The following is a 24,416-nucleotide window of genomic DNA, read 5'->3' on the forward strand; positions in this document are numbered from 1 at the left end:
CGGCGTCACGCGTCCTTCCAGAAATCGGTCATCTGCGCGAAGACCCGATCGGCTCCGGCGGCGGCCAATATAGCGCGGCCGTCGCGGGCGCGATAATGGCTGCCGCCGACAAATCCCCAAACCGTCATACCGGCGGCCTTGGCCGCCTGCACGCCGCTGACGCTATCCTCGATCACGAGCGTGCGTGCCGGATCGGTGCGCATCTTTTCAGCGGCATAGAGGAAGAGGTCGGGCGCCGGCTTGCCGTGTCTCACCATCTGCGCCGTGTAGAGCCGGTCGCCGAAATGCGGCTTGAGGCCGGTGACATCGAGCGAAAGCGAGACGCGGTCGATGTCGCTCGACGAGGCGACGCAAAACGGCCTGTTCAACTCCGATACCACCGCGCCGATCCCGGGGATCGGCTGCAATGCGCCTGCGAAGGTGGCCAGCACCCTCGACTTCAAGCGAGGCAGGAAGCCGTCCGGCACAACCTGTCCCAGATCTCGATAATGCTGCTCGATCGCCTTCGTGCTACGCCCGAGGAACAGCTCGAGCGCCTGCTGCTCGCTGAGCGCGATCCCGAATTCCGACAGCACCTCGGAGAGGCAGCGGCAGCTCAAGAGCTCGCTGTCGACGAGCACGCCATCGCAGTCGAAGATGATCAGGTCGGGCCTGGTTGCGTCCATCGAGGCATTCGATCATATACTCACGGGCTGGGCAATAGCTCGCGGCATGGCTGCCTGACGACGGACGCTTGGCAAGCCCCGCCCCTCAAATCCCGGACGCATCACGGTACTGTTTTGTGCGCCGCCTCCGAACCGGCGGCGGCAAGCGCCGCCCGGCGATCATGAATCAGATTCTCGAGACGATGGGCCGCAACATTCAGGGTTGCAGCATCCAGGGCTTGTTCGTCGTCGTCCGTCCTGGCGCGTTGCGCGCGCAAGACGTCGTCGATCTGAGTTTCGATCTCCAGCAATTCGGAGGCACTTCCAGCGTGCCTTATCCGTTGCCCCAATCCATAGAGCGTATCGAGCGCCGGCTCCCTCGGCTTCAACTCCCCGGATCGGAGAAACCGCCAGGCCGCGGCGAGAACCGTGACGAGCGCGCCAAGCGCCATCGGTGCCAGGAAGATGGCGTTGCTCCACTTGTCCAGGAACGTGAGCTGATTGCCGTTGTAGAACTCCGCTGCACCTGCATGAACGGGAAGAAATGCGCCGGCATCGGTATCGGGCGCCTTGAACTGCGCCAGAATCGGCAATTCAGCCAGAAGGTCCCTGCGAGCCGTCGTGATGGCTTGCGTGAAACCCGCAATCATATCGTTGTCGAGACTCTTCTTGCCGACGAGATAGAAGGCTGTCTGGAGCGTGGTCACGTCATCTTCGGGAACGGGAGGGGATCCGCGCAACGTGCCCTTGGGGATGTCGAAGCTCTCGTAAGCACGCTCCTTCTCGGCAATCGCTCCTGCGCTCTCGATCGGAATCAGAACCGGGGCGGTCTTGGCGTTCTGAGGGAATAGCCCGCGCACCAGCGACAGGTATTTGTCGCTCAGCGGCATCACGAACAGGACGGCACGTATCTCCTTGGTTTCGAGCGCCCGGCGGACCTGATCGAGCGTAACGCCCTTGAATGCAACGTTGGCGCGGTCAAGGTCATACGTCCTTCTCAACACGTCGACGAGCTTCTGATTGGTGTCGCTACCGACCACCCCCACCGTCGAGCGTTTCAGGCCGGCCATGTCCGTGATGGCAGAGCCTGGAGGCGCAACGAGCACCGCCACGGCCTGGGCCAGAACGACGATGGCCTGCGCCTGCGACAAGTCACCAACATCGCCGCGAACGACGGCAAGGTCCGTCTTGCCCGAGGAGAACGCCGCCGCGGATTCGATCGGTCCGGTGGTCTCCACCACCTTGAGCCGCACCGGCGCGTTGTTAACGACAAGCCGGCTTGCCAGCGCCGATACGATCTTTGGAGCGTCGCCGTCCAGCGACCCGACCGCGATCGTCAGCGTCACCGGCTTTACGTACCAGCGGTATGCAAACCAGCTTGCGCCGGTTGCCAGCAGGACCAGAGCCAGGACCACGACGATACGAAGCCAGATCGGCAGCTTGACGGCACCCATGCTCATCCTTGACGGTCATTTAACGCCATAAGCGGCATCAATCTCCACCTGCGGAGGCCTGCAATTTTTGAAAGATTGTCTGTGCACGACTTCATGCCCATCGCGAGCACCAATTCTATTCGGCTTCGAAGAAAGCGTAGTTCTGCCAGCTTCGCATCCGCAGCAGGATCTTCCGCAGCAAGGACAGTTCGTGGACGTGCTCGGTGTAGATGGCGGCTTCGCCTGATGAGCCAAGCGGGACCTGGTAGCTGGACATGTCTTCGGTGATGTCGAGGACTGCCAAGGCCCGGTCTCCGGGCAACACACCGCGAATCTCCTGCAGCGCACCTGTGGCCTGAAGCTGCCCGGCCGCAATGGCATCGATCACAAGGCGGACCTTGGCCTTGAAGACCCGGCCGGGTATGCCCTTGAACAGAACTTCGGCTTCATCGCCCGCCTTGACCCGCTGCAGTGCGTTCTGTTGGAACGCGGCAGCCAAAGCCCGGTCTGCCTGGGTATCGTTCACGAAGATCATGACGGGACGGACTGTCGTCGCGCCGACAAACATGCCTGGCCGCAGCGAGACTTCGGTGACAAATCCGCTGGTGGGCGCCGTCACGGTGGTCTCGCTGAGATGGTACTCAGCCTCCGCCAGTTCATTGCGTAAACGGACAACGGCCGAGTGTTCACCGTCGACTGTCGCGCCATAGGCCTGTCGTGCCCGATCTTGTGCAGCAACGGCCGCGGCCAGTGCCTGGTTTGCCGCATCACGGTTGCGCGTCGCCGTGTCGAGGGTCGCCTGGGCTACGACGTTCTTGTCGAACAACTCCTTCTGTCGCTCGTAGTTGGTCTGCGCAAGGTCCGCTTCTGCCCTGGATTTCTCGGCCGACGCCGTCGCCTGATCGACGGATGCCTTGAGCTCAGCAACACTGGCCTCCGCGTCGGCGAGTCCCGCCCGCTTTTCCGCGACAGCGTACTCGTACGGCTTGGGATCGATTTTGAAGAGAACTTCGCCGGCTTCGAGGTGCTGATTGGTCTTATTCTCCACCGGCACTTCGATCACGCGGCCCCGAACGCCCGGCAATATTGGCGTAACGCTGAAGTAAATGCGCGCATTGGTGGAAAACGGATGGTTGTAGGCCATCGTTATGAACAGCAGCGAAAGGCCGAAAATGCCGCCGAGGGCTGCTGTTGCAAGCGTCCACTGATTGACTGGAATCCTGAACAGCTTGAAGATGGCATAGCAAAGTGCCACGTAGGTCAGGGTGAGCAAGATTTCCATCAGCGGCCTCCTGTCCCGAGCGGATGGCGTCTATCGCTGCGCGGCCTGGCTCCCTGCCACCGGCGCGCCCGCGGCAGTACTGCTTTCGACCAATCTTTCGGCGAGCTCCGCCAGGTCCGATCGGGCGGGCGCCTGGTCTTCGAAACGAGCGAGGCGCTCTTTGGCCTCAAGCTTGGCCTCGACCTCGCCGACCCGGCGCTTCAAAGCCTCCAGCTCAGCCACAGCCTCAACGCGAGACGACGGCTCGCCCGGCTTGTCACTGAAGCCCCAGCCACGGTCCGGCTTGTAGGCCATCGCCCAAATCCAGAGGAATGGCCACAGCACATGCAGCATGAACAGGCTGATCCAACCGGCAGCATGAATGGCATCTTCGTGCGGGTGATGGCGCGCCTTGGCGATGCGTGCCGGAATATCGTGGATCGCGATGATGCCGTAGACCAGCACGATGATGACGAAGAACAGCAAGCCGAGCGCGAAGTAGTTGAGGAAAGGATCTTCCATGTGCGGCCCGGAAAACGGTTGCGTAAGCGTCACTGACTGGTTATCCGCGCGAAAATGCCGCGCCAGATCGCCTGCCATCGATTGACATCGATCAATATCGAATCAGGTCAGCGTCCGGGGCCGTTGATTCAGATCAATGTCAAAGGTGCGGTTAGCCGCACCTGGTTCAGTTCGTTGCGAGCACGATCAGACCCAAGGGCAAGGCTCCACGATGGCCGGAGAGGACTAGGGCGGCAACTTCGTGTCGATGCAGGAGCCACTTTCGACGTCGGATGACAAGCCCCTTACGAGAATATGGAATTCCGGGCGCGTGTCCAACCGATGCATCAGGACTTCGAAGAGTGTTGAGGCAAAACATGGCAACAAATGCGGAGGTGAGACAGCGCTTCTTTCGGCATCTTTGGAAACATTTGCAGGTCATATGGCCGGTCGTGTCAGGGCTGATCGGTTTCCAACTGGCACTCGGCGCCGTGATCGGTTTCCTCGAGCGCTGGTCGGTGAGCGAGACGATCTATTTCACGTTCGTGACCGCTCTAACAGTTGGTTACGGGGATGTGGCCCCAAAGCGCATTGCCTCGCGGATGATTGCAATAGCGATCGCCTTCTCCGGCGTATTGCTGACGGGCCTCGTTGCCGCACTCGGCGTGCGCTCGCTTCAAGACGCGGCCGACGACCACTAGCCGTCACACGCTGAGCGTGCCGGATCGACGGAAAGAATGGCCAAGGGGCATTTGATTTGATGTCAGCGATTTCAGATTTTCCATTTTGGCGTGTGCTGGATCCGATGGAGCGGATCTCCGAGACCTTGTTCGGCCTCATCATGGCTCTCACCTTTATCTGCAGCCTCGGTGTCGCGACGTCGGGCAACATCAAGATCCAAACGATGCTGATCGGTGCGCTCGGCTGCAACCTGGCTTGGGGCATCGTTGACGGCGGTCTTTATCTGTTGGCTCGCATCAATGACCGGGGCGGCAATATCCTGACACTGCGCGCAATACAGCGCGCACCGGATTCCGAAACGGCGCGACGCATCGTCGCCGACGCGCTGCCGCCCGAGTTGGCGTCGCTGTTGCGTCTGGAGGAACTGGAATTGATGCGCCGACGGTTGCAGCAATTGCCTGAGCCGCGCGAGCGCCCGAAGCTCGTGGAGCGGGACTGGATCGGCGCACTGGGTCTTTGCTTGCTGAGCTTCGCTTCAACCTTCCCGGTTGTCATCCCGTTCATATTCCTGAGCGACGCCAAACTGGCACTGCGCGTCTCCTACGCTGTCGCCATCACGATGCTTTTCTGCTGTGGTTACGTATTCGGCTATCGCAGCGGACTTCGGCCCTGGGCGGCAGGCCTTCTGATGGTAGCCTTTGGTGGTGCATTGGTCGGCATCACGATAGTGCTTGGAGGATAGCTAACAATGCGAAAGAGAGGCGCCATAGCACTGTGGCAGGTAAGCCTAGCCTCGATTGCTGCATTCGTTGGCTTGTGGCTTGCGCCGATGACCGGCGGTTTGGTGCGCGCCGAAGCCCCCGAGAGCAGCCCGGGCAGCGCGATCGGGCTCGGCAATCGCGGCTGGTCAGCGGCCGAAACGAAGGGCGCTGCGCCTGTGAGCGAGCCTTCGAGCGAACTCGAAGTCAGCGCCCGCGCGGGGGTTGCATCTGACTACATTTATCGCGGGACGACGATGACCGCTCGCCAGCCTGCGGCCGGCGCCGCCTTTGAAGCAAGGTTCAGCTCGGTATACGCCGGCGCTACAATGGCTACCGTCAAGCTGCCGACCGAACCAGTCGCCGAGTTCACCATGTCAGCCGGCGTCCGCCCGAAGATTGCAAATATCGACTTTGATCTCGGCGTGACCTACTTCGCCTATCCCGGAGAGAAGTTTCCCGGCGTGACGAATGGCATCAATTATTGGGAGGCGGCTATCCGCGGCGATAGAAGCATCGGCGAGTCGTTCCGTATCGCCGCCGGCTACGCCTATTCTCCGAATGTCTCGAACACGGGCGCCTGGAGTCAGTATGTGGCTGCCGGGGTGGGCTACGACGTGCCAACTCGTCTGCTCCCAAAGGACCTGACCGTATCGTTCACGACTGCTGCCGGCTACTTTTGGTTCGGCAACCAGGCTCCGCAACTCGGGAGCTTCCCATTACCTGCCTATCTCAATTGGCATGCAGGCGTGACCTTCACCCGCAAGGCCTTCAACCTCGATTTACGCTACTACGATACCAATCTCTCGAAGGAAAACTGCTTCGTCTATACTGGGGATCCAAACGCGCGGCCAGGTGGTCGTATTGACCCCATTACCAACCCGAGTGGCTTGGTATCGAACTGGTGCGGTGCAACGGTCGTTGCCAAAGCCTGGTTTTCTTTTTAGCTGGGTCGTTTGCAGGTGCCCGTTCATGGCTATCCGGAACTGGCGGCAATCAACCCCTTTCGTACTGCAGCCTTGAGCGCGGCATGATCTTGTTCGGCCTGATCCGCATAGGCCAACGCAAACTTTCCCATGGCAGTATCGAACGCGTCGCTCGAAGAGCCGAGATATCCGCTGATCGTCGCGGATATTTCGCTGGCCTTCGCATGGGCGCGGGCCAGCACCCAACCACAAGCTTGCGCATAGACGTCCAACATTCCGGCGTCGAATGTCTCGACCAAAGGCTTGATCTTGGCATCGTGTAGCTGCCGCACATAGAAATGGCGGCCATTGGGAGCAGTCGTCCAGCCAAGGAAAATGTCCGATGCTGGCTGCATCAAGCGCTGTCCCATTACGACACGCTGTCCGTGATGACCGTATGGGCATCTCCCGGCGTAAGGCTCGAGCACCGACTGTACCGCCTCTTTGAATTGTAGAAAGAGTGCATCGTTTCCCTCCGACATCATCAGGGCGATCCAGCACCTCCGGCCGACGCTGCCGACGCCGACAATTTGATCGCAACGTCGACGAGCCGATAACGATCGAGAAGCCCCCGTCGGTCGGGCGACAACGAGTCCCGGTAGCTACGAAAAAGTTCGTCGAGTGGTGTCGCTGCACCGTCGGTCGTGGTGCTCTGCGGATGGAAGATGAGCGGTGGCTGGTCGGTGATGCGGATTTGTCCACCCACGGAACCAGCAAGCTTCGGGAAATCAAATTCAGAACCCGTGTGAGCCACGGCTTTCGCGATTCGCTTCTTGACGTTTCTCTGCAGGGCCTTGGGCAGGGAGCCGATAAAGTCCGTGGCATTAATTTCCGCATACCAGACCTGTAGCGGATCCATCCTGGAGAACTTGCGCATGTGTTCGCGATACATGCGCGCACAACTGACGGCGCAGTCGCGGGCTCTGGCATCAGACAATCCGTTCGATCTTGCAGCGAGCACGATCGATGCGACAAGCCGCTTGACGTCCCACTCCCAGGACCCGGGCGAGGTCTCATCGAAGTCATTGATGTCGAAGATGACGTTGCGTTCGGGGGTGGCGAATCCGCCAAAATTCAGAAGATGGCAATCACCACAGGCTTGCACTTTCAATCCGGTGGTCGGCGTTCGCGCCAAGTCGGCGGCCATGATACCCGCGGCGCCGCGATAGAAAGCAAAAGGAGATTGCAGCATTCGGCCGTACCGAATCGGAATCAGCTTCTTCACGCGGCCGGCATCCGACCTGTGCAGAAGGTCGATCGGGTTTGCTCGTCCCTTGACGCCGTTCCATCGCCCGTGCTGCTCGCGTGGAATCTTGTCGCGCAGCGCCTTGCCGGCAGCTATCCGCGCGTCAGGCGAGACGATGTGTACCGCGTGGCCGGCAAAGGGGGCCGCGAGATCGAAGATCTGTCTTGTGTGTTCCATGTCGAGCTATCGCAGCGTCTTTCAGGGATACCCAAGAAGTCCGATGTCTGGCCGCACGATCAGCGAGATCGTGAACGTGATGAGTGTCCTGACTGGCAAACAACTTACGAGCCGCCTTGCTGTTGTTGCCAGGCGCGCACGCCATCCGTCGTCCGTTCATGAAAAGCGTTCGGTCCCACGACCGCTTCGATCCCAGCGCGCCTCATATCGTCTCGTACGGCATCCCGCACCCGGGCAAAAGCAACGGTGACGCCCGTCGTCTTTAGCTCCTTGATCAGGCCTGACAGCTCGTCCCCTGCGCTGACGTCGATAAAATTGACCGCAGCGAAGTCCAGAAGCACGCGCTTCACGTCTGGCCGCTCGGCCAGTGACACCTTCAAAGCCGCACTCATGTGGCCGATGCTCGCGAAGAAGAGGTCACCGCCCACTCGCCAAATCAGCAGTCCCGGAAATGTTGCGGCCTCGGGATGCCGCTGCACACTGCGATAGGCCTCAGCGCCTGGAAGTTGACCGAGCTCGTCCCCCTTTGGATGACTGGTCAGATAGATCAACGTCAGCAACGAAAGCACGACGCCCAGGGCGATGCCCTGGAGCACCCCCAACGTCAGTTCGCCGGCGATGACAATCAGGGTGTTTGCAAACGACCAGCGGCTTCGGACGAACAATTCGCGCAGATAGCTCGGCTTCGTCAGATGCAACATTGCCGCAATGACGATGGCCGCGAGCGCCTGCGTCACATGGCCCCCGCCGTGCCTGCGGCACTCGTCGTCATGGCTGCAGCGACGATCATGATCGGATTGCTCGGAGGAGAAGCTACGGGTGTGCACGTAGCCGCATCTGATCCCGCTAGAATTGTGACCGGAGCCGCGGCTGCCAAGAGCCGAGGCTCAAACCCCGGGCATGGAGCGCCGCGAAGACCGGCGCGAAGACCGCCAGGACCGGCGCGACGACCGCGAAGACCGGCGCGACGCAAGAAGGGGTGACACTCCCCCGACGACGGGCAGCACAGCTCCCCAAAAGTAGTTTGAGCGAAAGAGAAAAACTCGTCGTCCGGCTACCGCATGTTCGCGCCGAATGAGCGGGCATGCGGGGTTCCGCTCCAGCCCTGTTGATCCAGATCAACGGGACGCGATGCAGCGGCGCAACGCTCCATACCTGCGTCGCGCCAACAGCGACGAAAATTTGTCGTGCTTTTCGATCCTAACGATGAACCCAGGCGTCCCATTCACTCCAAGACCTTCGAGAGATGGACGGGCCTTGCAATCCTTCTGGGAACAGCAGTGTTGATCGTCGCTCTATCGTATCTGGCTGATCTTTAGTTGGTGCTCGCAGCGCAATGCGCCTACGTCGCCGCTAATACGGCAGCCTCTGGCAAAAGTCTTAAGCCGGCAGACCAACGGTCCACACCGACGACATTGTCTCCGACGTGCAGTCCCGGTCGATGAGTCGGCCGGCACGTTTGTACGACTCACCCCGCCTTCTTCTCGATCCTGAAGCCGTTCGAGTCCAGTTCGCTCATGATCACTTTGGTCAAGTGCGAACATTCCGCCGGCTTGATCCAGGATGGGCTCCTCCAATCGGGATCGTCTTCCTTCGGGTAGCTGACAAAAGCAGAGCGAATGGCTGCCTCAATGACTTCTACTGGATCCGGCATTGGAGTTTTCTTTCCCGGTTGAGCACCCTGGCGCCGCTTTTTATTTGCGACCGGCGCTCATCAGCGCGGCACGGAAAGGGCGGCCCGTAAGCCGCCCCGTGTCGCCTCGCGGATGGCCTACTGACAGACATGCATCAGGCCGTCATCGCCTTTGATCAGGCTGCCTGGATCACAGACGATTCCATAGCGCGCCTTGTAGCCAGCCCATCCATCAACGCCATACCAAGGGCCATTCGCAGGATAAGCCCTTTGCAGGTAGAACGGACTGGTCTGGATGGCGCCCCCCGCATAATAGGCATTGGCTGCCAAAGCCCCGCTACCGACGTAGGGCCGGCCGCCATAGTAGCCAGTACCACCCCAGCCCCAAGGTTGGGTGGCGGCGACGGTTGCCGTGCCAGCCGCGCCTGCAAGGCCGGCGTAGTTAACCGCCATCGGGCCCGCAATGCCGGCCGAGTCGTACTGGTACGCAGCCCGCCGGTTTTGCCGGCGTGCAACGCCCGCAACGCTCACCGGCGTCAACGGACGACCGACTCGCGCCTGGGCACTATCGATCGATAGCGAAACGCCGCGTTGCTCAGACCAGCTGAAGGAGAGCAATGCCGCGCACGCGAAGGTCGAGGTCGCTATTGCAAATTTTCTCAAACTCATCTGGTTCATGGATTGGCTCCACGGTTTTCCTGCCCATTGCAGACGATGCGCCGTCACGATCGGCGTGCGCCTTGCGCTAGATCAACGTTTCCTGACGAGATTACCTGCCTCCATAGGGCCAATAGCACTGACGCACCGCTGCTTGCGGCCTTTCTGTCCTTATTGGACTACCTGCCGGTAGATTGCCGGCGGCACCGCAGGCAGCCGGCGAATGTTGCCGACGATCGCGTAACCGCCGCGCCCGAACAGGGTCGGAAAATAGGATGGCGCCGTCGCATCGACCGTGACGCCAAACACCGCGGTGCCGAGGCGGCGCGCCTCCTGCAGGGATTTGCGGGTGTCCTCGATCGCAAAGCGTCCCTCGTAGTGATCGACATCGTTCGGCTTGCCGTCGGTGAGAACGAGCAGCAGCTTCTTGCGGTGCGGCTGGCGCGCGAGCCCGGCCGTGGCATGGCGCACCGCCGCACCGATGCGGGTGTAGTAGCCGGGCTGATGACCGCAACCCCCATCATCATCCTGTTCGCCGCGGAGCTCCGGCGGATGGGCGTGCTGTCGACGGCGGCGACCGTATCTGCGATCTGTCTGTTCGGTCGCGATCGCGGTGGTGCTGTTCACGACGCAGTAGGATGCCGGTTCCGCATCCGCAATTCCCCGTGCTTGATCTCCGGCAATCGCTCTGTTTCGATAGATTCCATTCGTCGCTTCAATTTCGGATAATTTAATTTTTTGGAATCGAAATGTTGCACGCTGCGTTGTTGGTTGGCTTTGCCTCGACCACTCCGTGTGTTCCGCTTCCGGACTGCCGCGCATGTAAAACCGACCTTGCCGGCGCGCGCCGCGTTGACACGAACTCACTTTCATGGATGCTAGCCAGCGTCGTTCCTGGGTTGCTCGTTCACCGAGAGGCATCGTGACCGTTCACCGCACCGGCATTGGGAATCGGCTTCTGGCGGCGTTGCCGCCCGAGGATCTGGGCTTGCTCACGCCCCACTTCCAGAAGGTCTCGTTCGAAGCCGATGCCGTCCTGGTGCGGTCGGGCGACGAACTCGACCCGGTTTATTTTCCCCACAGCGGCGCGATCGCCTTCATGCTCGATATGCCGGACGGGCAAACGGTCGCAACCACGTTGATGGGACGGGAAGGTGCTTTGGCCTCGTTCTCCGTACTCGGTCCGTCGCATTCATCCGTCACAGCGACTGCACGCCTGGCGGGCACGGCATCGCTGATATCCGCCGCGAAGTTCCGGGCTGCCTGCGCGCGGAGCGCGGCCATCAGGCATGTCGTGCAGGTGCACGCCCGCGCGCTGTTGTTACAGCTCCAGCACGTCGCCGCCTGCAACGCGCTGCATCGCGTCGATGGCCGCATGGCGCGGTGGCTGCTGCAACTGCACGACCGCGTTCCCGATGATCTTCTTCCCGTGACGCAGGAGGCGCTTGCACAATTGCTCGGGGTGCGGCGGACGACCGTCACTTTGACGATGAGCAAGCTTCGCGAGGCGGGCGCCATCCCGTCCGACCGGCGCGGCTTCGTAGAGATCCACCGGGCGCGGCTGGAGAGGGCCGCATGCGACTGCTATGCGCTCATGCAGCAGAAGATCGATCGGATGTATTGCCAGGAATTGTCGGCGCCGCAACCCGCGTTTGCCCCAGTCCGGGAAAGCTCGATTGCCACCTTCGACGAAGCGGGTCCTGAATCCAGAGCCGCTTCGCGAGAGAGAAGATGAAGCATGTTCTCGATCCGATCAGCCTGAAATAGCCAACAGTGTCGCACGAGCACGTGCCCACGAAATAGACGAAAATGTAGGGTGGGCAAAGCGAAGCGTGCCCACCACTTCTGCGCGATGTAGAGAGAATACGGTGGGCACGGCGCTCGCGCGCCTTTGCCTACCCTAAGGTACCGTCGAATTGGCTACCGCCGCTGGTTGTACACGTCGATGCAGACCGCACCGAGCAGCACCAGGCCCTTGATGACCTGCTGGTAGTCGATGCCGATGCCGAGGATGGACATGCCGTTGTTCATCACGCCCATGATCATGGCGCCGACCACGGCACCGCCGACGCGCCCCACGCCGCCATAGGCCGACGCGCCGCCGATGAAGCACGCGGCGATGACGTCGAGCTCGAAGCCAAGGCCCGCCTTCGGCGTTGCGGTGTTGAGCCGCGCGGCGAAGACGAGACCGGCGAGCGCAGCCAGCACACCCATGTTGACGAAGGTGAAGAAGGTCAGCCGCTCGGTCTTGATGCCCGACAGGCTGGCCGCCTTGGCGTTACCGCCGACGGCATAGATCTGGCGGCCGATCACGGTTCGGCGGGTGACGAAGCCGTACAGCGCGATGAGGGCGCTCATGATCACGAGCACGTTAGGCAGGCCGCGATAGGTCGCAATCAGATAGGTGAAATAGAGCACCGCACAGGCGAGCACGACGTTCTTTCCGAGGAAGAACGCGTAGGGCTCGACCTCGATGCCGTGCGACTGCTCGCGCGAACGGTTCTTCGCGCCAGCATAGACCAGTCCGAGGGCCAGCACGGCGCCGATCAGCATCGAGGTCGGATGCAGCGTGCCGGCCTCAGGCAGGAACTCCGGAATGAAGCCCGAGGACAATTTCTGGAAGGTCGACGGGAACGGTCCGAGCGATTGGCCCTGCAACACCGCGAGCGCAAGGCCCTTGAACACGAGCATGCCGGCCAGCGTCACGATGAAGGACGGAATCTTGAAATAGGCGACCCAGTAGCCCTGCGCGGCGCCGATCGCCGCGCCCACCAGCAGGCACGCGATGAAGGCGACCGTGTAGTCGACATGATAGCTCACCATCAGCAGCGCGGCCACGGCGCCGACGAACCCGGCTACCGAGCCGACCGAGAGATCGATATGCCCGGTGACGATCACGAGCAGCATGCCCAGCGCCATGATGACGATGTAGCTGTTCTGCAGCACCAGATTGGTGAGATTGAGCGGCTGCAGCAGCGTGCCGCCGGTCATGATCTGGAAGAACAGCATGATCGCAATCAGCGACATCAGCATGCCGTAGTTGCGCAAATTGTTCTTGATGAAGCCAGCGTGCCGGCGCTCCTCGGGCAGCGAAACCGTCTTGTCGGTCATGGCTGCATTCCTCCCATCTCCGCGGCCTCAGGCACGCCGTTCCCGTTGCTTCTCTCATTGCGCATGATGGCGCGCATGATCTTCTCTTGCGTCGCCTCATGGCCGGCGAACTCGCCGACGAAAGCGCCGTCGTTCATGACGCAGATGCGGTCGCAGATGCCGAGCAGTTCCGGCATTTCCGACGAGATCACCACCACGCCCCGACCGGCCTCCGCCAGCTCGTTGATGATACAGTAAATCTCATATTTGGCACCGACGTCGATACCCCTCGTCGGCTCGTCCAGGATCAAAACCTTGGGGTCGGTCATCAGCCATTTCGACAGCACGACCTTCTGCTGGTTGCCGCCCGAGAGCTGGCCGGTCTCCTGGTAGACGTCGGAGCAGCGGATGCGCATCCGGTTGCGGTAGTCGCTTGCCACCTTCAGCTCGGCAATGTCGTCGATCACCTTGCCGGGGGCGACCTGGTCGAGGCTGGCCAGCGTAATATTCTTGCGGACGTCGTCGGCCAGGATCAGGCCGAGCTGCTTGCGGTCCTCGGTGACATAGGCGAGGCCGGCATCGATCGCCGCCGCCACGTTCGGCAGGACGATCTCGTTACCCTCGAGCCGGATGTGGCCGGTGATATTGGTGCCCCAGGAGCGGCCGAACAGGCTCATGGCGAATTCGGTGCGCCCTGCCCCCATCAGCCCGGCGATCCCGACGACCTCGCCGCGCCGCACACCGAAATTGATGTTCTTGATGACCTGCCGGTCGGGATGGATCGGATGGTAGACCGACCAGTTCTCGACCTTCAGGACCGGCTCGCCGATCTTGGCGCTCCGCTCGGGGAATCGGTGGGCGAGATCGCGGTTGACCATGCTGCGGATGATGCGGTCCTCCTGGACCTGCTCGCTCCGGCAGTCGATGCCATCCACGGTGCGTCCGTCGCGCAGCACCGTGATGTGGTCGGCGACCTTGGCGACTTCGTTCAGCTTGTGGGAGATCAGGACCGAGCCGATGCCCTGCTCACGAAATTTCATCAGGCGCTCGAGCAGCGCGGCGCTGTCGGCCTCGTTGAGGCTGGCGGTCGGCTCATCCAGGATCAGCATCCGCACGCGCTTGGAGAGCGCCTTGGCGATCTCGACCAGCTGCTGCTTGCCGACGCCGAGATCGGTGATCAGCGTATCCGGCGACTCCTTCAGACCGACCTGGGCCAGGAGTTCCCGGGTCCGGCGGTAGACCTCGTCTCGGTCGATGACGCCGAGCTGTGAAGGCGGATGCGAGAGAAAGATATTCTCCGCAATCGACATCAGCGGGATCAGCGCCAACTCCTGATGGATGATGATGATGCCGAGCGCCTCGGAATCATTGATGTCGCGGAAGCGGCGCTCCTCGCCCTCGAATACGATGGTTCCTTCGTAGCTGCCGTGGGGGTAGACCCCGCTCAACACCTTCATCAGGGTGGATTTTCCGGCGCCGTTTTCGCCGACCAGGGCATGGATCTCCCCGGCCTGAACCGAGAAATTGACGTCGCGCAGTGCCTGCACGCCCGCAAAGCTCTTGCTGACGCCGCGCATTTCCAACATTGCCGTCATGGCTTCGTGTCCCGTCGTTAGCTCACCTCTCCCCGCTCGCGGGGAGAAGTCGAAATGCGCGCTTAGCGCGGATTTCGGGTGAGGGGGAGTCTCCGCGACACCATCTATCCCCACCCTCGTGGAGACTGCCCCTCACCCCAACCCTCTCCCCGCAAGCGGGGAGAGGGAGGAGGCGCGCACCTTACTGGAATTGCGCCTTCTTGTAGTAGCCGCTGTCAACCAGGACCTTCTCCCAATTGTCCTTGTAGACCACGACCGGCTTCAGCAGGTAGGACGGCACGGTCTTGGAGCCGTTCTCATAGGTCTTGGTGTCATTCACCGTGACCTGCTTGCCGGCCAGCGCCGCGTCGACCATATCGGCGGTCACCTTGGCAAGGTCGCGGGTGTCCTTGAAGATGGTCGAGTACTGGTCGCCGCGCAGCATCGCCTTGATCGAGGGCACCTCGGCGTCCTGGCCGCTGATGATCGGCATCGGCTGGTCGGCACTGCCGTAGCCCACGCCCTTCAGCGACGAGATGATGCCGATCGAGAGACCGTCATACGGCGACAGCACCGCGTTGACCTTCTTGTTGCCGTAGTAGGCGCTGAGCAGGTTGTCCATGCGGGCCTGCGCGGTAGCGCCGTCCCAGCGCAAGGTCGCGACCTTGTCCATGCCCATCTGGCCGGACACGACGACGAGCTTCTTGCTGTCGATGTAAGGCTGCAGCACCGACATCGCGCCGTTGTAGAAGAAGTAGGCGTTGTTGTCGTCGGGCGAGCCGCCGAACAGCTCGATGTTGAACGGACCCTTGCCTTCCTTCAGGCCCAGTCCCTTCTCGATCGACTGCGCCTGCAAGACGCCAACCTGGAAGTTGTCGAAGGTCGCGTAGTAGTCGACGTTCGGCGTGCCGCGGATCAGGCGGTCATAAGCGATGACGGTGATGCCCTTGGCCTTGGCCTGCTTGAGCACGTCGGAGAGCGTGGTGCCGTCGATTGCGGCGATCACGAGCGCCTTGGCACCCTTCGTCACCATGTTCTCGACCTGCGAGAGCTGGTTCGGAATGTCGTCCTCGGCGTATTGCAGGTCGGTGTTGTAACCGCGCTCCTTCAGCACCTTGACCATGTTGTTGCCGTCATCGATCCAGCGCGCCGATGATTTCGTCGGCATCGAGATACCAACGGTCGGCTTGTCCTGGGCCAATGCCGGGGCCGATGAGGCCATCGCGGCGGCGCCCGCGAATGCGAGCGCGAGAACGGTCGTCTTCAGTTTCAGCATACTTCACTCCCTCAGGTGTAAGAACGTTGTCGTTGCAGTGAGAACTCGGTGTGTTGTGTGATGCTTTGGATCTCCTATTCAAGCTTGACGTCGGGCTCCGCGCGACCGCGCGCGGCAGCCTCGAGGATGAAGGTGCAGCCGGCTTGCGGATCGGCGGCGCGTGCCGCCGTATCCATATCCTGCCACGCCGAGGTGACAAGGAGGCGTGACAGATCGGGCCCGATGAAGGCGGGACAGCTCGACTGCAGCGCCGGCACTGCCAGCGAGCGCAAGCGCTCGCCTTCCGGACTATAGATGTCGACGCAGGCGCCGCCCCAGCGTGCGTTCCAGATCAATCCGTCGGCATCGACCACCGAGCCGTCGAGACCGCCGACGCCGGTGTGGCGCACCAGCACCTCCGGCTCGCCGCGCGGCAATCCCGTCGCCGGATTGAGCGAAACGCGATAGAGCACGTGCCGCGCAGTGTCGGCGAAATATCCGATGGCGCCGTCCGGCGAGAAGCAGATCGAGTTCGGAATGCTGATGCCGGGAAACAGCATCGAGATCTTGCCGCGGTGGAGCGCGTAGATCGCGCCGGCGCCCGCTTCCGCCTTGCGGCCCATGGTGCCGATCCAGAACGTTCCGGATTGATGCACGCGCGCGTCGTTCGACCGCGTCGCCGGGTTGTTGTCTTCCAGCGGGCGATAGAGCGTCATCGTGCCGTCAGCTAGCCTGCGGATGTAGAGGCCGTCCTCGGCCACGATCAGCTGCCGCTCGGCATCGATGCGGCCGAGCGCGCTCGCCATCCGGCCGAGGGCGTGGACGCGGATATTGCCAGTCCCGAGATGAGCCTCGTAAAGGCGGCCTTCCCGGATGTCGAACCACCAGGCGGTATCGGTGGCGACGTCATAGGTCGGCCCCTCGCCGAGATGGCAATGCTCGGCGCACAGGACAGAGGTCGGCACCTGCTCGGTCATGGCGAGCTCACCCCAAAGCGATACACGGTGCGGTGCTTGTAAACGCTGCCGGGTGCAAGACGCGGGCTCGGGAAATCCGGCCGGTTCGGCGAATTCGGCCAGATGTGCGGCTCGAGGCACAGCGCGTCGGACTGCCTATACAACCGGCCGCCCTTGCCCGCCACCGAGCCGTCGAGGTAGTTGCCGGAATAGACCTGCAAGCCCGGCTGGTCCGTGAACAGCTCCATGACGCGCCCCGAGCGCGGCGCCTCCACACGCGCAGCAAGACGCAAGCTGCCGTCAAGCGGAAGGCAGAACGTGTGATCGTAGCCCTTGCCGTTGCGCAATTGCTGATCGCTCTGACGGATCCGCGCACCGACCGCGGTCGGCGTCCGGAAGTCGAATGGCGTGCCGGCAACCGCGTGCGGCGGCCCCGCCAGCGGGATCGCGGTCGGATCGATCGCCAGGAAATGATCAGCGGCGACCATGAGCTTGTGGTCGAGGATCGGCGTCCCCGACGTCGCCCCTTCCAGATTGAAGAAGCTGTGATTGGTGAGATTGACGATCGTCGGACGATCGCTCCTCGCCTCCATGCTGACCGACAGCTCCGCAGGTCCGGTCACGCGATAGCTGAGACGAACGTCGAGCCGGCCGGGGTAACCTTCCTCACCGTGCTCGCTCGTGTAAGTGAGCGTGAGCGCAGGCTCCGCGCCGTCAGAGAGGTCGGCGATCTGCCAGAGCTTGCGGTCAAAGCCGTCCAGGCCCCCGTGCAGCGCGTTCGGGCCGTTGTTGGCGGCGAGTTGCACAGTCTCGCCATCGAGCACGAAGCGCGCGTCCGCGATACGGTTGGCGTAGCGGCCGACGGTTGCACCGAAAAACTTCCGTTCAGCGAGATAACCGGCGAAGTCGTCATAGCCGAGCACGACGTCGTCGGTAGCGCCCTTGGCATCCGGGGCGATCAGCGCCTGAATTACCGCACCATGAGTGATGATGCGCGCTTCGAAACCGCCCTGCCCACGCAGCACCACGCGCTCGACGGCACGGCCATCCGGCAGCGTTCCGAAGACGTCCTTTGTGATGCTGCTGACTGCCATGATCATTCCACGAACGGTTCGACGACGTTGCGTTTGCCGAGCATGAAGGCGTCGGCGACGAGACGGAACGGCGTCAGGTCGACATCGCTCTCCCCCGTCGCCGCAAGCTCGACGAAACGCCGGTAGAGCCCGCGATATTCGGCTTCCGGCTCTTCCGCAAGGGCTTTGCCGTCGACCGCCATGCGGGCGCCGCCGCCCGACAGCGTCATCCGGCCCTGATCGGTCTCGGCTACGATGTCCCAGCTCTGCGGTCCGGTCTGTCGGAAGTCGAACTCGGCCGTGATCGGCAGGCCGCCTGCGTCGGTGAGTGCCAAATTCGCCGCAATCGGCGCGTCGCGATTGGCTGGGAACGACAAGTCCGCCGCCGTCACGAACACCTGGCGCGGCAGGATGCGGGTCAGGATCGAGAGCGCATTGATGCCGGGATCGAATACGCCGAGCCCGCCCGGCTCCCAGATCCAGCCCTGCCCCGGATGCCAGACGCGGACGTCTTCCTTCCAGCTTATGTGGACGGAGTTGATCCGGCGCGCGGCGAGCCATTGCCGCGCCGGCTCGACGGCGGGGGCAAAGCGCGAATGCCAGGTCGCAAACAGCGTCCGCTTCGCATCTTTAGCCTTCATGACCAGCGGATCGAGCTCGCCGAGGCTGAGGCCCGGTGGCTTCTCCAACATGACATGCTTTCCGGCGGCAAGCGCCGCGACGGCCTGCGCGCGCCGCACCTGCGGTGGCGTGCACAGCGATACCGCATCGATCGGCGGGCCCTTTGCCAGCAGCTCCTCGATGCTGGCGAAATGCGGCAGGTCCGGCAGCGAGGCATTGCGGCTCGCGATGGCGACAAGGCTTGTGCCCGGTGTTGCCGCGATCGCGGCGACGTGCTGGTCTCGCGCGATCTTGCCGAAGCCGACGATGGCGATGCGAAGTTCAGTCACTTTTATTCTCCAGATTGCGCCGATGACGTCGCCTGAGCCGGCGCCGTCTCGATCACCGTGCCTTCATGACGGCTCATGCCATTGTGGATGACGAAGACCATGGCGGCCGAGGCGGCCTCGACGTCGCCTGCCGCGATCGAATCGACGATCTTCTGGTGCCAGAGCAGCACCGTGTCGCGATCCTCGACCTCGACCGGCGCGCTGAGCAGGAAGGACGCTCGCAAGGCAGCTTCAATGACATGGCCGATCGAGCGCATGAACAGATTGCCCGACGCCCGCGCGACCGCAACGTGCAAGGCGAGGTCCGCATCGGCGAAGGCGGCGGAATCGGATGCTTCGCGCCGCATGCGATCCATGCTGCGCCTGAGCTCAGCGAGGTCCTCCTCCGAGCGCCGCGCAGCCGCGAGCATCGCTGCGCGCGGCTCGACCGCGAGACGGATCTCGGCGAGGTCGTTGAGGAAGCGTTTGTCGATGCCGGCGTCGAGATGCCAGGCCAGCACGTCGGCGTCGAACATGTTCCAGGCGCCGCGCTCGCGCACGACGGTGCCGACCCGCGCCTTGGTGGTGAGCAGACCTTTTGCCACGAGCGTCTTCACGCTCTCGCGCAGCACCGGCCGCGAGACACCGAACATCGAGGTCAGCTCGGCATCACCAGGCAGCCGCGTACCTTCGGCATAGCGGCCGGCAATGATGTCGACGCCGATCGAGCGGGACACTTCCGCATGGTTGGAATGGGCCCGCCGCGTCGGGATGACGACGATGCGCGAGGTCATGGCGTGGCTCCCGCGGGTCTCACGGTCGGCCGGCGCGCGATCGCGATCATGACTTGCTGGAGAGCGATGAAGGCGAACAGCAGAACGCCGGTCGCGATCTTGGTCCACCAGCTCGACAGTGTCCCGTCGAAATTGATGTAGGTCTGGATCAGGCCCTGAATGAGGACGCCGAGGAACGTTCCGACCACCGAGCCCTGCCCGCCCGTGAGCAGCGTGCCGCCGATCACCACCGCAGCGATGGTGTCGAGCTCGACGCCGACGGCGGAGAGCGAATAGCCGGCGCCGGTGTAGAAGGAAAAGACGATGCCGGCGATGCCTGCGAGCAGGCTCGACAGCATGTAGATGCGGATCGTCATTTTGCCGACGGCAACACCCATCAGGCTCGCCGTGACCCGGCTGCCACCGAGCGCATAGACGTTGGCGCCGAAGCGGGTGAGCTGCAGCAGCAGCGCGCCACCGATCACGATGACCAGCATGATGATTGCAACCGCCGTCAGTCGTCCACCTCCCGGCAGTCGCAGCGCAAAGTCCGAGACCGTCGAATAGATCGGCGCCGTGATCGGCACCGATTCCGTCGAGAGCAGGAAGCTCGCGCCACGCGCGAGGAACATGCCGGCCAGCGTGACGATGAACGGCGGCAGGTCGAACAGATGGATGACGGCGCCAATCGCCGCGCCGAAGGCCGCGGACAGCGCCAGGATCGCCACGAAGGCGACCAGCGGCGGCATGCCCCAGCGCTCGATCGCGAGCGCGACGAACACGGTGGTAAAGCCGATCACCGAGCCGACCGACAGGTCGATTCCGCCCGAGATGATCACGAAGGTCATGCCGGTCGCGACGATGCCGAGGAAGGCGTTGTCGGTGAGGAGATTGCAGACCACGCGGGTCGAGGCAATGTTGGAAAATTGCAGCGCGCAGAGCACGAAGCCCGCGACGAGCACGATGGCCGTAATGAGGACGGGCGGCAGGCCTTTCATGCTTTCGTCCCCCGGATACGCGCCACGATGCCGGCCATACCGGTCAGCTTCGGCGATTGCAACAGCAGCACCGCCAGCACCACCACGGCCTTGACCAGGAGGTTGAATTCCGGGGGATAGCCCGACAAGAGAATGCCCGTGTTCATCGTCTGGATGATGAGCGCGCCGAGCACGGCGAGCAAGAGGCTGAAGCGGCCGCCGAACAACGAGGTTCCGCCAATGACGACGGCCAGGATCGCATCGAGCTCGAGCCAAAGGCCGGCATTGTTGGCATCAGCCCCCATGATGTCGGCTGCGGCGATCACGCCGGCGAGCGCCGCGCACACGCCGCACCAGACATAGACGGCCAAAATCATGGCGCGCGTGCCGACGCCGGCGAGCTCGCTCGCGCGCGCATTGCCGCCGGTCGCCTCGATCAGGAGCCCGAGCGCAGAGCCGCGCACCACGGCGCCGGTGAGGATCAGCATCCCCACGGCAATCGCGACCGGCACGGGAACGCCAAGGATGGCGCCGTTGCCGAGCCAGACCAGATCGGGCGAGGTGAAGGTCACGATGCGCCCCTCGGTGATGAGCTGGGCGATGCCACGGCCGGCGACCATCAGGATCAGCGTCGCGACGATCGGCTGCATGCCGAGGATGCTGACGAGGAAGCCGTTCCAGAGGCCGCAGACAAGGCCCGCACCGAGCGCAGCGGCCAGCACCACCGGCAGGCCGTGGCTATCAGCTAGGCTCGCGGCGATCGCGCCCGAGATCGCCATGACCGCACCGACCGACAGATCGATGCCGCGCGTGGCGATCACAAGCACCATGCCGAGCGAGAGCAGCGCCACCGGCGTGCCGCGATTGAGCACGTCGATCATGCTGCCGAACAGTCGCCCGTCCTGAAGGCGCAGATCGAAAAATTGTGGCGAGACTGCGCGGTCGACCGCCAGGATGACGATCAGCGCAAATATCTGGGCAAGGCCTCGGCGCGGCAGAAGAGCGGTCATGGCCTGCCCTCCTGCGCGACAGCGCTGCCGTCGGCGGCGATCGCCGCCAAAATATTGGAGACGTCGATCGCCTCGCCCTGCAACTCCTCGACATGGACGCGATCGCGCAGCACGACGACACGATCCGAATAGGTGACGATCTCGTCGAGCTCGGAGGAGATCACGAGCAGCGCGAGGCCGTCGTCGCAGAGCTCGCGGATCAGGCGGATGATCTCGGCATGCGCGCCGACGTCGATGCCACGGGTCGGCTCGTCCAGTACGAGGAGCCGCGGCGAGGTCGCGAGCCAGCGCGCCAGCAGCACCTTCTGCTGATTGCCGCCGGACAAAAGGCCGACCGGGCGCTCGGGGTCAGGCGGACGGATGTCGAGCAGTTTTATGAAGCGCGCAGCGATCTCATCCTGCTCGCGGCGCGACAGTGGCAGGTAAAGGCCGCGCTTGGCCTGGAGCGCGAGCACGATGTTCTCACGCACCGTGAGCTCGGCGACGATGCCTTCGGTCTTGCGCTCCTCCGGGCAGTAGCCAAAACCGTAGCGGACGCCGTCGCGCGGGGTTTGCAGCCGCACTGGCGCGCCCTCCACTTTCACCTGGCCCTGATCGGAACGCTCGGCGCCGAACACCAGCCGCGCCGTCTCGGTCCTCCCCGAGCCCAGGAGACCGGCAAGACCTACGACCTCGCCATGGCGCAGTTCGAGATTGAATGGCGCGACGTAGCCAGCCTTCCCGTAGTTTTCGAAGCTCGCGCAGATCTCACGCGCCTGATGCTCGCTCGCAGCCGAGCGTGCGCTAGTGGTCTCCGCAAGCTCGCGACCGAGCATCATGCGGATGAGTTCGAGGCGCGACAGCGATGCGGTCTCGCGCTCGCCGACCAGGCGGCCGTTGCGCAGGACGGTGATGCGGTCGGAGATTTCGTAGACCTGGTCGAGGAAGTGGCTGACGAAGACGATGCCAATGCCGCGGCCGGCAAGCTGTCGCATGATCTTGAAGAGAATCTCGACCTCGTGGCGGTCGAGGCTCGCGGTCGGCTCGTCGAGAATGAGAACCCGCGCCGACAGGTCGACGGCGCGTGCGATCGCGGTGACGTGCTGGATCGCGACGGAGTAGTTGCCGAGCGGCGCCGCCACGTCAATGTCGAGGCCGAACTCGGCGAGCAGCGCCTTTGCGCGCCGCCGCATCTCGCCTTCGCGGACGATGCCGAAGCGCATCGGTTGCCGGTCGAGAAAAAGATTCTGCGCCACCGACAGATTGGGCAGCAGATTTACTTCCTGGTAGACGGTGGCAATACCAGCTTGCAGCGCCGCCTTCGACGATCGTGGCGCGACCTCGACGCCACCGAGCCGAACGATTCCGGCATCGCGCGGGAATACGCCGGTGACCACCTTGATCAGCGTGGACTTGCCGGCGCCGTTCTCACCGAGCAGGGCATGGATCTCGCCGGCACGAAGCGTGAAATCAACGTCCTGCAACGCATGCACAGCGCCAAAACTCTTGCTGATCCCGCGCACCTCCAGCAGACAAGGGGCAGAATCCGGGCCGGTCTCCATTGCGACGTCACTCCCGCCGGCGTCCGCTTGTGGGGTTGCGGACGTCCAGCCAATTCACCACGCTTAGCAGTTTCGAAGGGGGGTGCGCCACTGGAGCGACTGGTTTGAGCATGATCTTGTCGGAAAACCGCTACACACTTTTCCGGATCATGCTCGCCCGCCACAGTGGCGCACGATAGGGCTCAGTAACCGAGGCCCTTCTTGCTGTCATAGACCTTCTGCGGATCGTCGGAGGCGGTGTAGAGCTTCGATTCCGTCTGGATCCACTTCGGTGGAACGGTGCCCTTGTCCTTGAAGGCGGCGATGACGTCGAGCGCCGGCCCGGCCATGTTCGGCGTCAGCTCCACCGTGGCATTGGCTTCGCCTGCGGCCATCGCCTTGAAGATGTCGGGAACCGCGTCGATCGAGACGGTCAGGACGTCCTTGCCGGGCTTGAGGCCGGCTTCCTTCATGGCCTGGATCGCGCCGACCATCATGTCGTCATTATGCGCATAGACCGCGCAGATCGACTTGCCGCCGCCTTCGGCCTTGATGAAGCTCTCCATCACTTCCTTGCCCTTGGCGCGGGTGAAGTCGCCGGTCTGGCTACGCACCACCTTCAGGTTCGGATGCTTGGCGACGACGGAGTCAAAGCCCTTCTTGCGGTTGGTGGCGACGCTGGCGCCGACCGTGCCCTGCAATTCGACGACGTTGCAGGCCTTCTCGCCGACCGTCTTGGCGAGCCACTCGCCGGCAACCTCACCTTCGTGCACGCTGTCCGAGGTGACCGCGGTGAGATAGAGGTCCTTGCCCGAGGGATCGATGTCGCGGTCGAGCAGCACGACCGGGATCTTGGCTTCCTTGGCCTCCTTCAGCACCGCGTCCCATCCGGTCGAGACGACCGGCGCGAGGAAGATCGCGTCCACGTTCTGCGCGATGAAGGACCGGATCGCCTTGATCTGGTTCTCCTGCTTCTGCTGCGCGTCGGCAATCTTCAGGTTGACCTGGCGCTTGGCCGCTTCCTGCTTGGAGACCGAGGTCTCCGCGGCGCGCCATCCGGATTCCGATCCGATCTGCGAAAAACCGATGGTGAGCTGGCCGGCATTGGCCGGCAGCGAAAGCAGCAGTGCGGCGGTGGCGCTGGCCGCAAAGAGGGCTTTGAGGGTCATCAGGCGTGTCTCCCAAAAATGTTTATCTCGGATGCCAATCGGTATCATGGCACCTGCTAGACCGCCCCTCTGGGCGGCGGGAGGCACCATTTCACGGAAGCCCAACCGTGTATAGTCATATTATTTGACTATAT

The 24,416-nt window shown here is 62.9% G+C and carries 22 protein-coding genes and 2 pseudogenes; 4 read left to right on the top strand and 20 right to left on the bottom strand.

The features are described 5' to 3' along the window. Positions 1-5: 5 nt before the first annotated feature. From SO156_RS19800 to SO156_RS19815, 4 genes are all read right to left on the bottom strand, one after another. A complete protein-coding gene (locus SO156_RS19800) occupies positions 6-665 on the bottom strand; it encodes an HAD family hydrolase (RefSeq protein WP_458146442.1) in 660 nt (219 codons plus the stop codon). Positions 666-766: 101 nt separating this feature from the next. After that, positions 767-2,098 carry a TAXI family TRAP transporter solute-binding subunit gene (locus tag SO156_RS19805; protein ID WP_498536022.1) on the bottom strand — a complete coding sequence of 444 codons (1,332 nt, stop codon included), beginning with the start codon at positions 2,096-2,098 and terminating at the stop codon, positions 767-769. A gap of 115 nt (positions 2,099-2,213) precedes the next feature. Continuing rightward, complete coding sequence (locus tag SO156_RS19810) at positions 2,214-3,359, bottom strand: HlyD family secretion protein (protein WP_498535960.1); 1,146 nt, start codon at positions 3,357-3,359, stop codon at positions 2,214-2,216. Between the two features lie 30 nt (positions 3,360-3,389). Further along, positions 3,390-3,938: a DUF3302 domain-containing protein gene (locus tag SO156_RS19815; protein WP_498535961.1), complete on the bottom strand. Its 549-nt coding sequence runs from the start codon at positions 3,936-3,938 to the stop codon at positions 3,390-3,392. A gap of 278 nt (positions 3,939-4,216) precedes the next feature. Between SO156_RS19815 and SO156_RS19820 the strand changes: the two genes are divergently transcribed. The 3 genes from SO156_RS19820 to SO156_RS19830 all read left to right on the top strand — a co-directional run bounded on the left by SO156_RS19820 (position 4,217) and on the right by SO156_RS19830 (position 6,225). Beyond that, positions 4,217-4,540, top strand: coding sequence for a potassium channel family protein (locus SO156_RS19820; RefSeq protein WP_498535962.1), 324 nt, complete (start codon positions 4,217-4,219; stop codon positions 4,538-4,540). Positions 4,541-4,599: 59 nt separating this feature from the next. Next, positions 4,600-5,262, top strand: a complete 663-nt coding sequence (locus SO156_RS19825; RefSeq protein ID WP_498535963.1) for a VIT1/CCC1 transporter family protein — start codon at positions 4,600-4,602, stop codon at positions 5,260-5,262. Between the two features lie 87 nt (positions 5,263-5,349). After that, the gene (locus SO156_RS19830) at positions 5,350-6,225 is read left to right on the top strand and encodes a TorF family putative porin (RefSeq protein WP_498535964.1); all 876 of its coding nucleotides are present in this window, start codon (positions 5,350-5,352) and stop codon (positions 6,223-6,225) included. 29 nt (positions 6,226-6,254) lie between these two features. Here SO156_RS19830 and SO156_RS19835 read toward each other — a convergent pair. The 5 genes and pseudogenes from SO156_RS19835 to SO156_RS19855 all read right to left on the bottom strand — a co-directional run. Beyond that, positions 6,255-7,666, bottom strand: a pseudogene (locus tag SO156_RS19835) (DUF2252 domain-containing protein). 104 nt (positions 7,667-7,770) lie between these two features. Further along, entirely contained in the window at positions 7,771-8,403 is a 633-nt protein-coding gene (locus tag SO156_RS19840; RefSeq protein ID WP_498535965.1) for an STAS domain-containing protein, read from the bottom strand. A 731-nt stretch (positions 8,404-9,134) separates the two neighbouring features. After that, entirely contained in the window at positions 9,135-9,320 is a 186-nt protein-coding gene (locus SO156_RS19845) for a hypothetical protein (protein WP_498535966.1), read from the bottom strand. A 117-nt stretch (positions 9,321-9,437) separates the two neighbouring features. Continuing rightward, the gene (locus tag SO156_RS19850; RefSeq protein WP_498535967.1) at positions 9,438-9,977 is read right to left on the bottom strand and encodes a hypothetical protein; all 540 of its coding nucleotides are present in this window, start codon (positions 9,975-9,977) and stop codon (positions 9,438-9,440) included. Between the two features lie 150 nt (positions 9,978-10,127). After that, a pseudogene (locus tag SO156_RS19855) lies at positions 10,128-10,460 on the bottom strand (VWA domain-containing protein); the annotation flags it as partial. 418 nt (positions 10,461-10,878) lie between these two features. On the opposite strand from SO156_RS19855, the gene SO156_RS19860 reads away from it, so the two are divergent. Continuing rightward, on the top strand, positions 10,879-11,691 hold the full coding sequence (locus SO156_RS19860; RefSeq protein WP_458146429.1) for a Crp/Fnr family transcriptional regulator: 813 nt from the start codon (positions 10,879-10,881) through the stop codon (positions 11,689-11,691). Between the two features lie 185 nt (positions 11,692-11,876). On the opposite strand, the gene mmsB is transcribed toward SO156_RS19860, so the two are convergent. From mmsB to ytfQ, 11 genes are all read right to left on the bottom strand, one after another. Next, a complete protein-coding gene (gene mmsB / locus SO156_RS19865) occupies positions 11,877-13,067 on the bottom strand; it encodes a multiple monosaccharide ABC transporter permease (protein WP_498535968.1) in 1,191 nt (396 codons plus the stop codon). Continuing rightward, complete coding sequence (mmsA, locus tag SO156_RS19870; RefSeq protein ID WP_458146427.1) at positions 13,064-14,641, bottom strand: multiple monosaccharide ABC transporter ATP-binding protein; 1,578 nt, start codon at positions 14,639-14,641, stop codon at positions 13,064-13,066. The genes mmsB and mmsA overlap by 4 nt, the downstream gene beginning before the upstream one ends. A 181-nt stretch (positions 14,642-14,822) precedes the next feature. Continuing rightward, positions 14,823-15,896, bottom strand: a complete 1,074-nt coding sequence (gene chvE, locus SO156_RS19875) for a multiple monosaccharide ABC transporter substrate-binding protein (RefSeq protein WP_458146426.1) — start codon at positions 15,894-15,896, stop codon at positions 14,823-14,825. Positions 15,897-15,970: 74 nt separating this feature from the next. Then, a complete protein-coding gene (locus SO156_RS19880; RefSeq protein ID WP_498535969.1) occupies positions 15,971-16,852 on the bottom strand; it encodes an SMP-30/gluconolactonase/LRE family protein in 882 nt (293 codons plus the stop codon). Beyond that, a complete protein-coding gene (locus tag SO156_RS19885; protein WP_498535970.1) occupies positions 16,849-17,925 on the bottom strand; it encodes an aldose epimerase family protein in 1,077 nt (358 codons plus the stop codon). The genes SO156_RS19880 and SO156_RS19885 overlap by 4 nt, the downstream gene beginning before the upstream one ends. Before the next feature lie 2 nt (positions 17,926-17,927). Continuing rightward, complete coding sequence (locus SO156_RS19890; RefSeq protein WP_458146423.1) at positions 17,928-18,854, bottom strand: Gfo/Idh/MocA family protein; 927 nt, start codon at positions 18,852-18,854, stop codon at positions 17,928-17,930. Between the two features lie 2 nt (positions 18,855-18,856). Beyond that, entirely contained in the window at positions 18,857-19,627 is a 771-nt protein-coding gene (locus tag SO156_RS19895; RefSeq protein WP_458146422.1) for a FadR/GntR family transcriptional regulator, read from the bottom strand. Then, positions 19,624-20,604 carry a galactofuranose ABC transporter, permease protein YjfF gene (gene yjfF, locus SO156_RS19900; RefSeq protein ID WP_498535971.1) on the bottom strand — a complete coding sequence of 327 codons (981 nt, stop codon included), beginning with the start codon at positions 20,602-20,604 and terminating at the stop codon, positions 19,624-19,626. The genes SO156_RS19895 and yjfF overlap by 4 nt, the downstream gene beginning before the upstream one ends. Continuing rightward, positions 20,601-21,593, bottom strand: a complete 993-nt coding sequence (locus SO156_RS19905) for an ABC transporter permease (protein ID WP_458146420.1) — start codon at positions 21,591-21,593, stop codon at positions 20,601-20,603. Before SO156_RS19905 ends, yjfF begins: the two co-directional genes overlap by 4 nt. After that, a complete protein-coding gene (locus SO156_RS19910; RefSeq protein WP_458146419.1) occupies positions 21,590-23,134 on the bottom strand; it encodes a sugar ABC transporter ATP-binding protein in 1,545 nt (514 codons plus the stop codon). The genes SO156_RS19905 and SO156_RS19910 overlap by 4 nt, the downstream gene beginning before the upstream one ends. A 182-nt stretch (positions 23,135-23,316) precedes the next feature. Beyond that, entirely contained in the window at positions 23,317-24,282 is a 966-nt protein-coding gene (gene ytfQ, locus SO156_RS19915; protein WP_498535972.1) for a galactofuranose ABC transporter, galactofuranose-binding protein YtfQ, read from the bottom strand. Between the last annotated feature and the right edge of the window lie 134 nt (positions 24,283-24,416).

The organism is Bradyrhizobium sp. UFLA05-125 (genome assembly GCF_059803515.1).

Bases quoted from the DNA above. Each gene is read 5' to 3' on its own strand.
- SO156_RS19800 (WP_458146442.1), bottom strand. From the start codon at position 665: ATGGACGCAACCAGGCCCGACCTGATCATCTTCGACTGCGATGGCGTG.
- SO156_RS19805 (WP_498536022.1), bottom strand. From the start codon at position 2,098: ATGGGTGCCGTCAAGCTGCCGATCTGGCTTCGTATCGTCGTGGTCCTG.
- SO156_RS19810 (WP_498535960.1), bottom strand. From the start codon at position 3,359: ATGGAAATCTTGCTCACCCTGACCTACGTGGCACTTTGCTATGCCATC.
- SO156_RS19815 (WP_498535961.1), bottom strand. From the start codon at position 3,938: ATGGCAGGCGATCTGGCGCGGCATTTTCGCGCGGATAACCAGTCAGTG.
- SO156_RS19820 (WP_498535962.1), top strand. From the start codon at position 4,217: ATGGCAACAAATGCGGAGGTGAGACAGCGCTTCTTTCGGCATCTTTGG.
- SO156_RS19825 (WP_498535963.1), top strand. From the start codon at position 4,600: ATGTCAGCGATTTCAGATTTTCCATTTTGGCGTGTGCTGGATCCGATG.
- SO156_RS19830 (WP_498535964.1), top strand. From the start codon at position 5,350: ATGACCGGCGGTTTGGTGCGCGCCGAAGCCCCCGAGAGCAGCCCGGGC.
- SO156_RS19845 (WP_498535966.1), bottom strand. From the start codon at position 9,320: ATGCCGGATCCAGTAGAAGTCATTGAGGCAGCCATTCGCTCTGCTTTT.
- SO156_RS19850 (WP_498535967.1), bottom strand. From the start codon at position 9,977: ATGAACCAGATGAGTTTGAGAAAATTTGCAATAGCGACCTCGACCTTC.
- mmsB (WP_498535968.1), bottom strand. From the start codon at position 13,067: ATGACCGACAAGACGGTTTCGCTGCCCGAGGAGCGCCGGCACGCTGGC.
- mmsA (WP_458146427.1), bottom strand. From the start codon at position 14,641: ATGACGGCAATGTTGGAAATGCGCGGCGTCAGCAAGAGCTTTGCGGGC.
- chvE (WP_458146426.1), bottom strand. From the start codon at position 15,896: ATGCTGAAACTGAAGACGACCGTTCTCGCGCTCGCATTCGCGGGCGCC.
- SO156_RS19880 (WP_498535969.1), bottom strand. From the start codon at position 16,852: ATGACCGAGCAGGTGCCGACCTCTGTCCTGTGCGCCGAGCATTGCCAT.
- SO156_RS19885 (WP_498535970.1), bottom strand. From the start codon at position 17,925: ATGGCAGTCAGCAGCATCACAAAGGACGTCTTCGGAACGCTGCCGGAT.
- SO156_RS19895 (WP_458146422.1), bottom strand. From the start codon at position 19,627: ATGACCTCGCGCATCGTCGTCATCCCGACGCGGCGGGCCCATTCCAAC.
- yjfF (WP_498535971.1), bottom strand. From the start codon at position 20,604: ATGAAAGGCCTGCCGCCCGTCCTCATTACGGCCATCGTGCTCGTCGCG.
- SO156_RS19905 (WP_458146420.1), bottom strand. From the start codon at position 21,593: ATGACCGCTCTTCTGCCGCGCCGAGGCCTTGCCCAGATATTTGCGCTG.
- SO156_RS19910 (WP_458146419.1), bottom strand. From the start codon at position 23,134: ATGGAGACCGGCCCGGATTCTGCCCCTTGTCTGCTGGAGGTGCGCGGG.
- ytfQ (WP_498535972.1), bottom strand. From the start codon at position 24,282: ATGACCCTCAAAGCCCTCTTTGCGGCCAGCGCCACCGCCGCACTGCTG.